Source organism: Paenibacillus lacisediminis, assembly GCF_046567315.2.
On record NZ_JBKIAX020000004.1, the window covers coordinates 401167 to 415299 of the forward strand.

General features: G+C 50.5%; 16 protein-coding genes. 7 read left to right on the forward strand and 9 right to left on the reverse strand.

Translation table 11 applies throughout. The features are described from left to right. Positions 1–186 precede the first annotated feature (186 nt). Entirely contained in the window at positions 187–768 is a 582-nt protein-coding gene (locus ACLD72_RS10620; RefSeq protein WP_251590559.1) for a TetR/AcrR family transcriptional regulator, read from the reverse strand. Positions 769–1067: 299 nt separating this feature from the next. Between ACLD72_RS10620 and ACLD72_RS10625 the strand changes: the two genes are divergently transcribed. Next, positions 1068–2255 (forward strand): MGDG synthase family glycosyltransferase, encoded by a 1188-nt coding sequence (locus ACLD72_RS10625; protein WP_410997176.1) that lies wholly within the window; start codon positions 1068–1070, stop codon positions 2253–2255. A 70-nt stretch (positions 2256–2325) separates the two neighbouring features. Here ACLD72_RS10625 and thpR read toward each other — a convergent pair whose 3' ends face one another. Continuing rightward, positions 2326–2898 carry an RNA 2',3'-cyclic phosphodiesterase gene (gene thpR, locus ACLD72_RS10630; protein WP_410997174.1) on the reverse strand — a complete coding sequence of 191 codons (573 nt, stop codon included), beginning with the start codon at positions 2896–2898 and terminating at the stop codon, positions 2326–2328. A 145-nt stretch (positions 2899–3043) separates the two neighbouring features. Between thpR and ACLD72_RS10635 the strand changes: the two genes are divergently transcribed. Continuing rightward, positions 3044–4741 carry a methyl-accepting chemotaxis protein gene (locus ACLD72_RS10635; RefSeq protein WP_410997172.1) on the forward strand — a complete coding sequence of 566 codons (1698 nt, stop codon included), beginning with the start codon at positions 3044–3046 and terminating at the stop codon, positions 4739–4741. Between the two features lie 82 nt (positions 4742–4823). Here the strand turns inward: ACLD72_RS10635 and ACLD72_RS10640 are convergent, their stop codons facing one another. Both ACLD72_RS10640 and ACLD72_RS10645 read right to left on the reverse strand, forming a co-directional pair. Continuing rightward, entirely contained in the window at positions 4824–5288 is a 465-nt protein-coding gene (locus tag ACLD72_RS10640) for a Dps family protein (RefSeq protein ID WP_251590566.1), read from the reverse strand. 596 nt (positions 5289–5884) lie between these two features. Then, on the reverse strand, positions 5885–6268 hold the full coding sequence (locus ACLD72_RS10645) for a DivIVA domain-containing protein (protein WP_036625317.1): 384 nt from the start codon (positions 6266–6268) through the stop codon (positions 5885–5887). A gap of 183 nt (positions 6269–6451) precedes the next feature. Here ACLD72_RS10645 and ACLD72_RS10650 point away from each other — a divergent pair, with 183 nt between their 5' ends. Next, a complete protein-coding gene (locus ACLD72_RS10650; protein WP_410997417.1) occupies positions 6452–7411 on the forward strand; it encodes an MraY family glycosyltransferase in 960 nt (319 codons plus the stop codon). An 85-nt stretch (positions 7412–7496) separates the two neighbouring features. Here the strand turns inward: ACLD72_RS10650 and ACLD72_RS10655 are convergent, their stop codons facing one another. The 4 genes from ACLD72_RS10655 to ACLD72_RS10670 all read right to left on the reverse strand — a co-directional run bounded on the left by ACLD72_RS10655 (position 7497) and on the right by ACLD72_RS10670 (position 9082). Next, positions 7497–7820 (reverse strand): hypothetical protein, encoded by a 324-nt coding sequence (locus ACLD72_RS10655; protein WP_410997170.1) that lies wholly within the window; start codon positions 7818–7820, stop codon positions 7497–7499. Further along, complete coding sequence (locus ACLD72_RS10660) at positions 7801–8325, reverse strand: M56 family metallopeptidase (RefSeq protein ID WP_458475746.1); 525 nt, start codon at positions 8323–8325, stop codon at positions 7801–7803. Before ACLD72_RS10660 ends, ACLD72_RS10655 begins: the two co-directional genes overlap by 20 nt. 30 nt (positions 8326–8355) lie before the next feature. Beyond that, on the reverse strand, positions 8356–8733 hold the full coding sequence (locus ACLD72_RS10665) for a BlaI/MecI/CopY family transcriptional regulator (protein ID WP_410997166.1): 378 nt from the start codon (positions 8731–8733) through the stop codon (positions 8356–8358). A gap of 133 nt (positions 8734–8866) precedes the next feature. After that, the gene (locus ACLD72_RS10670; protein WP_128632039.1) at positions 8867–9082 is read right to left on the reverse strand and encodes a twin-arginine translocase TatA/TatE family subunit; all 216 of its coding nucleotides are present in this window, start codon (positions 9080–9082) and stop codon (positions 8867–8869) included. Between the two features lie 173 nt (positions 9083–9255). On the opposite strand from ACLD72_RS10670, the gene ytaF reads away from it, so the two are divergent. The 4 genes from ytaF (at position 9256) to ACLD72_RS10690 (ending at position 11961) form a co-directional block, all read left to right on the forward strand. Then, entirely contained in the window at positions 9256–9867 is a 612-nt protein-coding gene (gene ytaF, locus ACLD72_RS10675; RefSeq protein WP_251590576.1) for a sporulation membrane protein YtaF, read from the forward strand. A gap of 53 nt (positions 9868–9920) precedes the next feature. Further along, positions 9921–10565, forward strand: coding sequence for a peptidylprolyl isomerase (locus tag ACLD72_RS10680; protein ID WP_410997164.1), 645 nt, complete (start codon positions 9921–9923; stop codon positions 10563–10565). Positions 10566–10707: 142 nt separating this feature from the next. Continuing rightward, positions 10708–11649: a hypothetical protein gene (locus ACLD72_RS10685; protein ID WP_410997162.1), complete on the forward strand. Its 942-nt coding sequence runs from the start codon at positions 10708–10710 to the stop codon at positions 11647–11649. Between the two features lie 69 nt (positions 11650–11718). Further along, positions 11719–11961 carry an NHLP leader peptide family RiPP precursor gene (locus ACLD72_RS10690; protein ID WP_410997160.1) on the forward strand — a complete coding sequence of 81 codons (243 nt, stop codon included), beginning with the start codon at positions 11719–11721 and terminating at the stop codon, positions 11959–11961. A 67-nt stretch (positions 11962–12028) separates the two neighbouring features. On the opposite strand, the gene ACLD72_RS10695 is transcribed toward ACLD72_RS10690, so the two are convergent. Continuing rightward, positions 12029–13948, reverse strand: a complete 1920-nt coding sequence (locus ACLD72_RS10695) for an ATP-binding protein (RefSeq protein WP_410997158.1) — start codon at positions 13946–13948, stop codon at positions 12029–12031. Positions 13949–14133 lie beyond the last annotated feature (185 nt).

Consider the following 14133-nt stretch of genomic DNA (forward strand, 5'->3'; position numbering starts at 1 on the left):
GCACTATATTCTATTTCTTTTGCACTATTGATTATATTTTTCAGGGAATTTATCCGCTGCTTTCCGCGAAAGCGTTCTTACGTATGCAGGATATTCATCCGGTGTGAAAATCAGCCAAAAAAAATCCGCCCCCGGTGACGTCCCGGGAACGGATGGCGATCGGCGATTATAACGAGCTTGCCTGTCTTACTTTACCGGCGAAAGCCCGCTTGCCAAAAAGTCGCGGATGAAATTTTTGATCTGGTCTTTGCTGAGCGGCTTATGCGCTTTGTTCCAATCCGATGTAAGCGTGATATACAGCTTGAACACCACGAACGAAACGAGCTTCGGGTCGAAATCGCGAATCTCTTTCCGCCCCGCCGAGCGGGCGATCTGCCGCTCCAGGTAATCCAAAATGTTATTTTCGACCTGTTCCAGGCCTTCACGAGCCTTGGGCGTGCCGATTTCCCGCACTTCCTGCGACAGCTTGATGAGCAGTTCGTGTTCGCTCCGGTACTCCAAGATCGCATCCATCACCCGGTGCAAATTATCGAAAAAACCCTTGTTCTCATCCACTTCATGCTCAACGATCCGGCGCATATCAACAATCACGGAGCGCAGGATTTCGTCAAACAGCTCTTCCTTGTTCTTAAAAAAAGTATAAATCGTTCCCTTAGCCACATTCGCAATTTTGGCCACATGGTCCATCGTCGTCGCTTTATACCCGAACAGCGAAAACGATTTTTCCGCGGCTTCGACGACCTGCTTGCGGCGGTCCACCAGCGCCATGAGGGACACCTCCTTGTACAAAGTACATGATATACTTAAGAAATAAACTCTTAAAAAATCAGACTAAAAATCATTTTTGGTCATTAAGTCAATTTTCACTCTATCATTATTAAGTACCGGCCGCAAGGTATTTAATCATCTTTTTTGGGGCATCCCCGGATCCCCTGCCCGCGAAAGCCCCCCGTCCAAGGTCCAGCTCCGTACCCGTCCCGAGCCTCTTTAAACCGGTGCGAAAAAGCAATAAAATAGCCATGAGGAAAAGAGAGAATCCGGATTAAACTTTGGAGCAGGTGAACGACATGCGTAAAAAAAGAGTGCTGATCTTATCGGAAGGATTCGGAAGCGGCCACACCCAGGCCGGACACGCTCTGGCCGCCGGGCTTAGAAAGCTCGCTCCGGATATCCAGACGAAGGTGATGGAGCTCGGGTCGTTTTTGCATCCGACGGTAGCTCCGTGGATTATATCCGCTTACCGGATGACCGTAAGCACGAGTCCGGCTCTGGTCGGCAAGCTTTACCGCAAAAATTACGAAAAACCCGTGAGCAAGCTGACGCGCCTGGCGCTTCATAAAATGTTTTACCAGCATGCCGCGGAGGTGATCAATCAATTGGATCCCGATCTTATCGTTTGTACGCATCCGATTCCGGCTGCCATCGTTTCACGGCTAAAGGCGTCCGGGATCGATATCCCGTTATGTACGATCATTACCGATTACGACGCTCACGGTTCCTGGATCAGCCCCGGCGTGGACCGGTTTCTCGTATCCGCGCACGAGGTCAAGGAACTGCTGCAAAACCGCGGCGTAAGCCCGGCCAAAATCCAGGCGACCGGCATTCCCGTCCATCCGGATTTCTGGGTCAAGCAGAACCCCGTGCAGGCCAGAGCCGAGCTGGGGCTGAAAAATATGCCTACCGTGCTGGTGATGGGCGGCGGATGGGGGCTTTTGTTTGACGAGGATCTGATCGCCGGATTAGCGGGCTGGCTGGATAAAGTTCAGTTCGTGTGCTGCATGGGGAGCAACGACAAGCTGGCCGAAAAGCTGCGCAGCCACCCGGCCCTGCAGCATCCCCACATGAAAGTTCTCGGCTTCACCCGCGAGGTGAGCAAATGGATGGACGCCGCCGATCTTTTGATCACAAAGGCCGGCGGCATGACCTGCACCGAAGGCCTGGCCAAAGGCCTTCCGATGCTGTTTTTCGAATCGATTCCGGGGCAGGAGGAGAAGAACCGCGAGTTTTTTGTCAGCCGCGGCTATGGCTCCGAATTGACTTCGCTGGACGTTCTGGACGATTGGCTGGCCTTTATCCGCGGCAGCAAGAGGCTCTCCGCCCCCATTCCGACGCGGGGCAAGCAGAACGCCCTCTCCTCGCATTACCGGCCGGACCAATGCGCTTCTAGCGTGCTGAATTTGCTGGAAGCGGCGGATAGTTTGTCCGCCATGGCCCATCTCCCCGCCGAAAGCCTTGCCGAGCAGCGTGCCAACTAGCAGAGCGAGGGAAAAAATGCCGCAGCCCGGAGTTATCCGGCAAAACCGCCAGGCCCGTCAGGGCCTTTTTTCATTGGCTGAAGCTGACGGTCGCCACTGTCTCGTACATGGGCCGCTCATGCATATGCGTTCGGTAGACCACCAGGCGGTCCGCCGTCCAGGAACCGAATGCGGCATCCTCCTTCAGCACCTCCGCATTTATTGCCGCCGCGTCTTCGCGGTATTTGCGGGCCAGCGTAATATGCGGACTGTAGCGCCGCTCTTCCGGGACAAAACCCAGCTCCCGGTTGGCCTCGGTAACCTGGCGGTGAATCCGGCCCAGCGCCGGCAGATCCCCTTTTACCCCCGCCCACAGCACGCTTGGACTGACCGGGCGGCCAAAGGTGCCGCAGCCGCCGGCTTCCAGCGGAAAAGGTGCCACGCCAAGGACCGCTTTCCTGAGGGAAGCTTCCAGCTCCCCCAGCCGCTCGGGCGGCATGTCTCCCAAAAATTGCACCGTAATATGATAATCCTCCGCGTGCACCCACTTTCGGAACAGCAGCCGATCCCGCCGCTGGCGGCACCAGTCATCCAGTTTCCGCTTCACCTCGGCCGGAATGGGGACCGCCACGAACAAACGCCATTTCTCCCCGTTTTCTGTCATGCCATGTCACCTCTGATAATTTTTTTCCCAACAATTTATTTTTAGTGATGTTGTTTATTTTTTGTAAATAGTTTCTCATTATAATGTGTCTTAGACCATTCTACATATTCAGACATCATTCCGCAAAAAAGATAGGGGAAAAACGATGGGATTCGCACAAAAAATAACTTCCGTATTAATCGGACTGCTCGTCATCGTCGGGCTCTTGCTCGGTTTTTTCGGTTACCGGATGACGTACGCCCAGGTCGAACAGTCCGTTGGCATTGAAACCGTCGGCTGCGCCAACATTACGACCGGCCTGGTCGACCCGAAGGATATCGAAGCTCTGGCCCAGGGGGGCCGGACCGGCCTGGCGGAACTGGAGAAACGACTGAACTGGACGGTGGCTCATAAGCCGCTGTTCAAGGAAGTATTCCTCATGTCCCTGGACGGCCAAATCCTCGCCGCCGACGAAAATTTGCAAAAACGCGGGTATCGGGCTGGGGATTCGTTCTACTTCAGCCCGCAGGACCGGGATATGATCATGACCATGAAGCATTCCGTCTACACGAAGGTTTATGACTACGATGGGGTCAAACTGCTCAGCGGTTACGGACCGATATACAGAAACCACGATCCGAACCAGGAGATCATCGGCCTGATGGTCATTAACTTCGATGCCTCCATTATCGGGGAGCGTACCTGGGATATCATCGCGCTGCCGTTCGCTATCGGCGGGGCCATATTTTTGGCCGCCGTGGCGTTCATTTACTTTTTCATCCACCGCATGATCCGTCCGCTGGAAACTTTGTCAGGGCAAGTTGACCGCGTGGCGCAAGGCGATTTGACCGTGGAGCCGCTGCTGCTGAGCAGCCGGGATGAAGTCGGGAAGCTGACGAGTGGTTTCGGAGAAATGATCGTCAGCTTGCGCCGGCTGATTACCGAGGTGAACGATACGTCCATGCAGGTGGCCTCCTCTTCGCAGGAGCTTTCGGCCAGCGCTGAACAGACGGGACGGGCGGGAGAGCAAACCGTGGACATTTCGCAAAAGCTGGCGGAAGGCGCGGAGACGCAGCTCCGCAATTTGGAGGCAAATTCCAAGGCGCTGCGCGAAATGTCCGGTACGATCGCTAGAATCGCAAGCCGGGCCGAAAACGTATCGCAGGCGGCGCTGCAGTCTTCCGAGGCGTCGCGGCAAGGCGGGGAATCGATCCGCCTCGGCAGCGAGCAAATGGCAACGATGGAGCTCAAAATCGTGCAGCTCTCCGCGCTGATTCAGGGGCTTGGGGATGATTCCAAAGAGGTTCAAAGCATTCTGGACATCATCGCCGAAATTGCCGCCGAAACCAACCTGCTCGCGTTAAACGCTTCGATCGAAGCTGCCCGGGCCGGGGAACACGGCAGCGGTTTTGCCGTGGTGGCCGCCTCCGTCCGCAAGCTTGCGGAGCGGTCGGCAGATTCCGCCCGGCAAATCGCCGCGCTGATCGAACATATCGTGAAGCAAATCGAAGCAACCGGCCGGACGATGGACGAGACCGTCCTGGAAGTTAAGCGCGGCGCGGAGCTGGTCCGCAGTGCCGGGCGTTCGCTTGCCGATATCGGCAATTCGGCGGAATTTACCGCCCAGGCTATAGCCGATGTCAGCGGAAACGTGCAGACGCTCTCCGACAGTTCGCAAAGGCTGGTTCATTCGCTTGAGGACATTGTCAAATTCGCAAGCGAAACCGCGGAGAACGCACAAAGCATGTCCGCCGCTTCTGAGGAACAGCTCGCCGCGATGCAAGAAATCGATGCTTTGGCCAGCCTCCTGTCTTCCTTGTCGGAGAAGCTTCACGGGCTCATCGACCGCTTCAAGGTGATTTAAGCCTTGCAAAAAAGACCTGCCCCGGCAGCGGTTCGGCTGCCAAGGCAGGTCTTTCGTTTGCGGCGGTGTTTAATCCGCCAGCTTATTTGCCCAGGTAAGCGTTCAGCATCCAACGATGTTTGTCCAAGGCGGAAAGCACGCCAAGCAGCAAATCGCCGGTTGCTTCATCTTCGACATGGGCAGCCGTTTCCATGGCATCTTTCAGATCGCTGGACAGCGTCTCGAAGTCAGCGATGATGGCGGCTACCATTTCGTCGGCCGTCTCTTTGCCGCTTGCTTCCTTCAAAGTGGCGATCGCTAACGATTCACGTAACGTGGCGACCGGAGTTCCGCCGATGGCGAGCAGGCGCTCCGCTATGTCGTCGATGTACCCGGCGGCTTCGTCGTACAAGGATTCGAATTTTTCATGCAAAGTAAAGAAATTCGAACCTTTTACAAACCAGTGGAAATTATGGAGCTTCGTGTACATCAAGGTCCAGTTCGCGATTTGCAGGTTCAATTGTTTTTGCAGCTGTTGGTCAACTTGAGTCATCGTTTGATTTGCCATTTCAAATTCCTCCTATGTTCAAAAATTTTAATGCCCTTTTTGCTTCGACTTATGCTTTTTAAAATCTTAAATTTAGACTAAATCTAAATCTTGTTTATATATTACCACTTAACCTCCCAAGATGCAAGTCTTGGAAACATGAACATCCCGTGAATATTGAACAAGATTATTCTGCGCCCAAACGGAGGCCAATATGCAAAAAAACCTCGCCGCTGGCGAGGCCCTTTGCCCGCGCAATTCCATACCTTGGATGCGCAGGAGAGTCTAACGGACACCTGCGACCTTATCCGCTCATTTCCCGAGTATTTCCCAGCCTAACGGACACACATGACTTTATTTGGCTCGAAACCCGTTCATCCAGGCCGATTTGAGGTAAATAACGTCTTCTGTGTCCGTTTACATTTTGCTAACCTCCGTTTTTCCGCAAATAACGGCTCTGTTGTCCCTTAGCGCCCTGATTCCTCTTCTCCCTCCCTCTCTCTTCCTATCCATCGCCCTCTACCAGCCCGAAATTTTATACTTTCTGATATGTCAAAAAAACCGGCGCCTTTCGCGTCGGTTCTTCGAATGTTCACTTACTTTTCCCTGTTTCCTATTTATTTGTCCTTGCGAACTTGTAATTTTAATTGTTCCAGACTGCGCTCCAACTGGCGGATCCCGTCTTCGACGAGGCGGCGGTCCACGGCGTTTTCCAGCTCAAGCTGCGGCTTGCGGGCGGCGAACGCCTTTTTCTCTTCTTCCCAATAGGCCTGGCGGCGCTGAATTTCCTTATATTTGTCCAGTAAATCGGTGATGATATCGTAAAAGCGCTCATAGTCGACGATGATTTCGTCAAGGAAGCGATCCACGTCCTCCTTGTCGTAACCGCGCATTTTGACGTCAAATTCCTTTTCGTGAATGGAGAGCGCATCCAGCTTGATGCCAAGCTGTTTGAACAGACCTTTCTGGTCTTCAAGTTTACGCGAGTAATCGTCTTGCATTCTTATTATCCCTCCGTACGGTTCTTGCCTTTTCCTATAATGTACCACAGTTCCAGGCTTCGGTTCATCTTTCGCTTGTGTACTGTATGTTGCTATTGTAGCATGTATTCGACAAGTTTTAAGATTCTTTTTATAATATGGGGAGTAAATGCAAATCAGTCTATTCATCTGGTGGTGAGCAAGATTTTATACGTACTTTCTTTTTTGCTATCGTTTTTGATCGTTTATTTTCTCATTCCGCCGCTGGGCAAGCTGGCCTTTCGTCTCGATTTTGTGGACAAGCCTCGTGCCGACAATGAGCGGAAAGTCCACCGGCAGCCGATCCCGCTGACGGCGAGCTACGCCATCTTTACCGGTTTTTTTGTTTCGTATCTGCTGTTTACGCGGGACTTCTCCTGGGAAACCGGGGCGTTATTTGGCGGAGGCCTGCTGCTGCTGGCGATCGGCACCGTCGACGACTGGTACAAAACGAAAGGCCGTGATTTTCCGGCGCTGCCGAAGCTGATCGTGCAGGTATCGGCTGCCGTGCTGGTCTATTTTGCGGGCATTCAATTCAACGGGTTCGTGAATCCGCTGAGCGGCCATTACGTTTTTCTCCCCGAATGGCTGCAGTTTATCCTGACGATTTTGTGGATTTTCGGCGTAACGACGGTGATCAATTTCTCGGACGGGCTCGATGGGCTGGCCGGGGGGTTGTCGGCGATATCGGCCGTTACGTTGTTTGTGGTGGCCATAACGAAAGGACAAACGAACTCCGCCATGCTGTCGATCACGTTGATCGGGGTTACGCTCGCTTATTTGCGTTATAACAAACCTCCGGCCAAAGTGTTCATGGGCGATGCCGGGGCGACTTTTCTCGGCTTTATGCTGGCCGTAATCGCGCTGGACGGTGCATTTAAGCAAGCGACGGTGCTGTCTCTGTTTATCCCGGTCCTGGCGCTCGGCGTACCGATTTTCGACAATCTGTTCGTCGTCATCAAACGGATGCTGCAGGGCAAATCACCGTATCAGGCCGACGCCAGCCAGGTCCATTACCGGCTGCTCCGCGCCGGCCTCAGTCAGAAACAGGCGGTCGTGGTGCTTTATTTGGTCAGCACCTGCCTGGGGTTGTCCTCGATTATATTGCTGCTGCTGCAAACATAACGGCGTGCGGACAAAAACAGGCGGCCGGTCTCCGAAAATTGCGTTCGGAAGCCGGCCGTCTGTTATTTCTTCTTCAAGGCATCGTTCAATACAAATTGCCCTCCGAGATTTCAACCAATTTTTCGATCTGACCATCGGCATTTCTGATCACTTCGAGGGATAGGCCATTTTTTATGGCGTACACGCTGTTGTTTACATAGGTTAGATAATCCCCGTCGCTAAGATAGTGAATCGGTTTATTGCCGAATTTCCATTGACCATTTGCTTCATCGTAAGAAACCCCATATTCCAGGTATGGGCTTAACATACTATCCTCCTCATCATCAGGGTCTCCGGAGGAAAATGCTTCATCGTATTTTTCCCGGCTGACAGGCGATAGACCGATCAGTTCATTGTCGGCATTTCGCACAGCCTCTAAATTGATAACGCCTTACTCGAAGGATCGTTTCGCTGTATTGCTGCCTTGCGGCATAATCCGCCCCTCTCACCACTTCCGCATCACAGGAAATCTCGCATTGCTTGGCAATCGACTTGGCCATCAGATACACTGCGGGGTTAAACCAGTGCATCGCCGCCGCAACAAATATCAGGCTTTTATACCAAAGATCTTTTCGTTTAAAATGAATAAGCTCATGCTTGAGGATATACGGTAATTCATCGGCGGAGAACTGCTGTGCGGGCAGTAATAAAGTCGGGTTTACGAAACCGGTGATCATCGGGCTGGTTACACAGGGGGCGATATGCAATCCGACCTGTTTCGTTATGCCGATATCGTTTTTAATGTTCAACAATATTTCATAAATTTGCGTATCTGCGGGTTGTCTCCATCGTTTGACCAGCTTAAGAAAACGATTGACAGCCACGGAGTGATGGCCGTAAAGCCAAGTATAAGGACGGTCATGGAAATGGAGCATTCGATCAATGCACTTAGAAATTCCCGCATCTTATTTCCCCCGTTTTCTTGCCCAGTTTAGCAATTCTTCAATATCGCGGTCACTGAGCCGTTTTCCGTCATACAGCGCATTTACAAAGCTAAGAAAGGAATTTTCGTGATAAAGCTTCATAAACTTTCCGGTTTCAAATTTCAGATAATCCTCCTTGGCTATAAGCGGAAAATAGGTGCGTTCCTTGCCGTTTTTCTCCGTTCTCAGGAACCCTTTTTCCACCAGGCGCATCATCAGCGAAATAACGGTAGGCGCTTTCCACTCGCGTTCGTTGCCCAGTTGTTCCATGACCATGCCTGTCGTAATCGGCGGTTCATTGGCCCAAGCGACCTTCATGATTTCAAATTCGGTATCAGGCAGTTTCTTGAAGCGACTCATTCGCTATCCATCTCCTTTTAGACAATTGCCTATAACGATGTTATACACTTGCCTAAAACGAAAGTCAATATTTCCCACACCTTCTAGAGCAACAAAAAAAGGCACCGGAAGGTGCCCTGCCCATTTATCTCTATTATGAAGTTTTGTTCGTCTCCCCCGAGGTGGCCTGAATCTCTTGAGCTTGGGGCTTCTCTTCCTCCACCACATCTCCGCGCGCGCCCCGCTTAAACTCCTTCAACATCGTGCCAAAGCTGCGCCCAAGTTCCGGTAGTTTGCTGGGACCAAACAACAGAAGCGCCGCAATCACCAAAAGCAGCAGATGAGACGGACGCAACAAATTTTCAAGCACATTTATCACTCCTAAGGGTTATCTTTGTGGTAATTATACTACTTTCTGACACCCAAAGGAAACCGTTTTATTCGCGATCAAAAGATGACTTTTTTGAACTACCTCTATTAAGAAACCAAAAACCGCTTCTGGGCATATGCTGTGTCATCACGTAACGCAAAGGAGCGAACATCATGAGTTTAAACGGTCTGCTCGCTGTCATCGCCATCGGTATTGCCTCCAACCTGGATAATGCGGGTGTAGGCATCGCTTATGGAGTCCGGAAAATCCGCATTCCTTGGTATTCCAATTTGACCATTGCCCTTATTTCTTTTTTGGCCACTCTGGTGTCGGGGTTGTTCGGAAGCTGGATTTCCTCGTGGATTCACCCTTGGGTGGGGCAATTGATCGGCACGGTCGTCATCGTTGGGGTCGGAGTATGGGTGCTGCTGCAGCCGTACATAGAAAAAAAACCGTTGCCGCCGTCCGGCGAAGCGAACCCGCTGACCCGGCTGCTGCGTTATCCTGAAGAAGCCGACAAGGATAGCTCGAAATCGCTCAGCCTGGGGGAATCGGTCCTGCTGGGCATCGCCTTGGCCATGAATGCCCTGGCTGGCGGATTTAACGCCGGAATTACCCAACTCAACATATGGTACACCTCACTGGCCGTCGGCGTTTTCAGTCTCGTTCTACTCTCGTTATGCGCCGGATTAAGCCAAAAGTACGCGGCGGAGAAATTCGGCACCCGCGCCACCGTCATTTCCGGATTGCTGCTGATTTTAATCGGAATTCATCAAATGTTATAGATAGAAAAAGGACATGTAAAATTCTCAGCTTAATCGAACCGGAGGCCATAGTTATGATGAAAAAAATGATGCAGCGTCCGCTGCTGCTGAGCTTGTTTTCTCTGCTTCTAATCGCAGTGGCCGGATGCGGTGCGAAACCTGCAGACACAACCGGAAATGTGGATATGAGCGGAGCCGCCTCGCATCCCATCGTAACCATCGAAATGGACAGCGGCAAGAAGTTCAAGCTCGAGCTGTACCCGGAGGTGGCTCCGAATACCGTGAACAACTTTATTTCGCTGGTGAAAAGCGGTTTTTATGACGGAACCACCTTCCACCGCGTCATTCCGGACTTCATGATCCAGGGCGGCGACCCGAACGACATCGGTACCGACGGTCCGGGCTACAGCATTAAGGGCGAATTCAACTCAAACGGCGCAGAGAACAATCTTAAGCATACAACCGGGGTGCTGTCCATGGCCCGTTTGGAAGATCCTGATTCGGCCGGCTCCCAGTTCTTCATCACGGTTGCGGATGCCCCACACCTTGACGGCAACTATGCTGCCTTCGGCAAAGTCATCGAGGGAATGGACGTTGTGAATGAAATCGTGAACCTGCCGCGTGAGGCGGAGGACAAGCCGAAGAATCCTCCGGTGATGAAAAAAGTCATGGTGGACACACTTGGGAAGGAATATCCCGAACCGGAAAAAATTCAATGAAATTTGAAGACCGTATGCGCAGGCATACGGTCTCTTTTTTTGTTCCGCGGGGGACAGGCGCTGTCTCTGGCTAATTGGAACAAGCACGGCTTGTCATTATATAATGTTTATATGTTTCCTATTTATAGGGGAGGTCGTATCCTTGATCTGGTTTACTAGTTTTGAAAAAGAGCTGGAGATGGCTTTCAGCGACGCGGAAGAGATTTTGTCGGGAATGCCAGAAACCTTCCGGGGACAAGCTGTCGCCTACCTTGACAGGTTTCACGCAATAAAAAGGGACGGTTCCCAAAATTACATATGCTACCTGCTGCCGTTTTGGCTGCAGGAGGCCGCCGGCACCAAACCGGAGGACAGCCGGCGCTTTACTGTGGCGATGATTTTCGTCATGATGTATTACCATTTGATCGACGAAGTGATGGACGATCCGGAGGACAAGGATAAACGAAAGCTGCCGCTGGCAAATTTGCTTCAATTCGAATTTTTGCAACTTTACGGCGGCTATTTTCCCGCCGCTTCTCCATTCTGGGGTTATTACCGTAAATACGCGGCGGAGTGGGCCGAAGCGGTCGCGTTTGAGAACGGGAGCGATTTTTTTCAGGAGGACCCGGTACGGGTGGCTCACAAGGCCGCCCCGGTCAAACTATCCGTAGCGGGGACGCTGCTGCTGAGCGGGCGGGAAGCACGGATTCCCGCTTTTGAAGCGGCGGTGGACACGGTGTTGGTCACGCTGCAAATGCTGGACGATTGGGAGGATTGGGAGAAGGATATAAGGGAAGGCAGCTACAATTGCCTGATCTCCGCCATCCAGCGGGAGCTGCAAATCCCGAAAGACCGTCGGCCAACTCCGGAGGAGATCAGAGAGGCTCTGTACGTGCGGGACATTCTGTTCACCTATGCGGAACGGACGGATCATAACGCCGCCGCTCTGGCCGCCTCCGCCCCTGATCTTGCGCATTTGCAGGAGTTTCACGAACATCTCCGGCAAAGCCTCAAGCAAGGGGCGCAAGATCTCCGGGAACAGCGGAATTTGTTGATTCGTGGCGGATTGGAGTATTGGCTGTCGAAAAATAAGACACTTAGCTAGCACTTTGTCGAGTTCCATGGTATAGTAATGAGGAAATATTAACCTATTTTTTTACGAAAGGGTGATCTTATGACAACAGGAGCTCTCCTTCAATCGCAAGTTATTGAGAAAGCATGGCAAGACCCCAACTTTAAAGCGAAGCTGCTCGCCGATCCAAAAGTCGCTATTCAGGAGGCGCTCGGCGTAATTCTCCCGGATCACATCAAAATTAAAACCGTCGAAGAAAAATCTGACGAATTTTACGTGGTGCTGCCGCCAAACCCGGCGAATATGGTGAATAACGTGATAAAACCAAACGCAGCGTGGCACTAACTTCAAAATAAGCCAGACTCAACATCGCCAACCGGTTAACGCCAAACGGGCAGGGATCGAAAAGCGTTTATCCTGCAGATTGTTTCTCTTGATTTACGGAGGGAAACCGGATAACGACTTCCGTCCCTGCCCCTTTTTCGCTGGTAAAGTGAATTTCACCGTTCATTATTTCTATAATCCGGAATGTAACCATTAGACCCAACCCGGTGCCTTTGGTTTTATTGGAGAAATAAGGTTCTCCTAGCCGGGCTAGCACCTCTTTGTCCATCCCTTCCCCGTTGTCCTTAATATGAATCACGATGTTATCCTCTTCTTCATAACCCCAAATTAGAATCTCGCCTTCGCCATTAAGCGCTTCTATACTATTTTTAATAATATTGATGAACGCCTGCTTGAATTTTGAGGAGTTTCCCCGAACGAAGAGATTCTTGGGAATATGAACGGAGATTTTGCCTCCCTGAAGATTGGCGAGCGGAATTAATATTCCTTCGATATGGACAAATTCATCAAGCACATTCAGGGCCGTTACCTTTCCGGCTTCAGGCTTGGCAAAAGTCAGGAAGTCCGTAATAATCCCCGATGCCCGGTCCAATTCCTCCAAAGCCATGTTTAAATAAACTTTATCGGAGTTTTGCTGCTTTTCGGCCAGCAGTTGCAGAAATCCGCGAGTAACTTGCAGCGGGTTGCGAACCTCATGGGCTACGGAAGCGGCCAGTTCACTGATAATTTCCATCTTCTCCGAACGCTGCAGTTCATTGTTAAACATCTCCAACTTTTTTGAGTACTCCACCACTTGCTCATGGTTTGCAGCAAATCTTCTACTTAAAATAATGATCAATGACCCAAGGAAGCAGATGACTCCCAATTTCCATAAAAACAATGTATAATACCCTGCGCTAAAGTAAAACCCAACCAGTTCGCTGACACAGAGCAACGCGAAAATCAAAAATCCGGCCAATAAAATGACCGCCTCTTTGTTCCCCTTGATGACATTGATCGTTAAGTTGCTGGCCAGAATAAGAAACTGGGCAATCATGATTAATCCCATGAGTTGAACAGTAACCACCGTATAGAGTGTGTAAAATAGATTGTCCGATATCTCATTGAGAATTAGCACAAGGAAACAAAGCATAGAATACGCGACCAGAAATTTTCGCGACCGCCGAATCAGAGCATAGTATCCGGGACCGAATACTTGTTCAAAAAAATAGGTAAGCGAAGGAAGCAAAGTAAACAACCCTAAGTCAAACAATACCATCAACAATCTACCCGCTATCGTATAGTCGAACAACCAAAATACAAACGATGTATATGTGAGCACGAGCAGCCCACCGGAAAAAATGACCGCACATAGCGAAAACCACATCGGGATGTTTACATATTTCAAAAAAAGCGAGCAGATGAGCATAATTGCGGCGATAAATACAAGCGTGCTGCCCAAAACTAAATCTGGTATGTTGTCTCTGACAATTTTTTTCATCAATCCCTGATAATCGCCGATTTTGATTGGAGCGAAAAGACCAATTTTGTAGGTCTTCGATGATACTCCAATATAAACCGTTTGCTTGGAATTTTCCGCAGTGATCGGAATCACGACATTGTTGATACTGTAATTGAATTGTCGCCGCGATTCGTAGACTTGAGCTCCATCCATATTAACTACAATGTGCCTAGCATTTATTTTTTCGATAAACATAACCTGAGAATTATCGGTTACTTCTGGAAGCTGTATCTTGATCCACTGCGACATCCCCGGTTTCGATTTTTCCGGAATCTCTCCGTCAGCCTTCACATCAATCCAGCCATCCAGGGCCTCAAGCTTCTCCTTGCTTATCTGTGGATCCAACCGGTCTGTCCAGGTGATTTGCCAGTGATCGATTTGGGTAACGTCCGAACCCGGGCCGCTTGGACCTTTAAATAGAAAAACACAAAAAGCCGCCAGAAGCAGCACGAAAAAAACAGCCACGCCTTTGATCCAAGACTTCATTACAGCACCTCTGCACTTAATATAAAACGAGCTACCTAATACATTTCGCTACAATCCCTATCAAAACCTCCAATAATATGGAAATGTAGAGAAAATTTTTTAAGTTTTTTGCACCACAGATATTTTAACGTTTATATGAAGTTTTAGCTATGAATAGTTATAAAAAAACTGAAAGAAAAATTTTG

Excerpts from the sequence above, each read along its gene's own strand:
- ACLD72_RS10695 (WP_410997158.1), bottom strand. The coding sequence starts at position 13,948 with ATGAAGTCTTGGATCAAAGGCGTGGCTGTTTTTTTCGTGCTGCTTCTG.
- ACLD72_RS10625 (WP_410997176.1), top strand. The coding sequence starts at position 1,068 with ATGCGTAAAAAAAGAGTGCTGATCTTATCGGAAGGATTCGGAAGCGGC.
- ACLD72_RS10635 (WP_410997172.1), top strand. The coding sequence starts at position 3,044 with ATGGGATTCGCACAAAAAATAACTTCCGTATTAATCGGACTGCTCGTC.
- ACLD72_RS10665 (WP_410997166.1), bottom strand. The coding sequence starts at position 8,733 with ATGAGTCGCTTCAAGAAACTGCCTGATACCGAATTTGAAATCATGAAG.
- ACLD72_RS10645 (WP_036625317.1), bottom strand. The coding sequence starts at position 6,268 with ATGCAAGACGATTACTCGCGTAAACTTGAAGACCAGAAAGGTCTGTTC.
- ACLD72_RS10660 (WP_458475746.1), bottom strand. The coding sequence starts at position 8,325 with ATGCTCCATTTCCATGACCGTCCTTATACTTGGCTTTACGGCCATCAC.
- ytaF (WP_251590576.1), top strand. The coding sequence starts at position 9,256 with ATGAGTTTAAACGGTCTGCTCGCTGTCATCGCCATCGGTATTGCCTCC.
- ACLD72_RS10680 (WP_410997164.1), top strand. The coding sequence starts at position 9,921 with ATGATGAAAAAAATGATGCAGCGTCCGCTGCTGCTGAGCTTGTTTTCT.
- ACLD72_RS10640 (WP_251590566.1), bottom strand. The coding sequence starts at position 5,288 with ATGGCAAATCAAACGATGACTCAAGTTGACCAACAGCTGCAAAAACAA.
- ACLD72_RS10690 (WP_410997160.1), top strand. The coding sequence starts at position 11,719 with ATGACAACAGGAGCTCTCCTTCAATCGCAAGTTATTGAGAAAGCATGG.
- ACLD72_RS10620 (WP_251590559.1), bottom strand. The coding sequence starts at position 768 with ATGGCGCTGGTGGACCGCCGCAAGCAGGTCGTCGAAGCCGCGGAAAAA.
- thpR (WP_410997174.1), bottom strand. The coding sequence starts at position 2,898 with ATGACAGAAAACGGGGAGAAATGGCGTTTGTTCGTGGCGGTCCCCATT.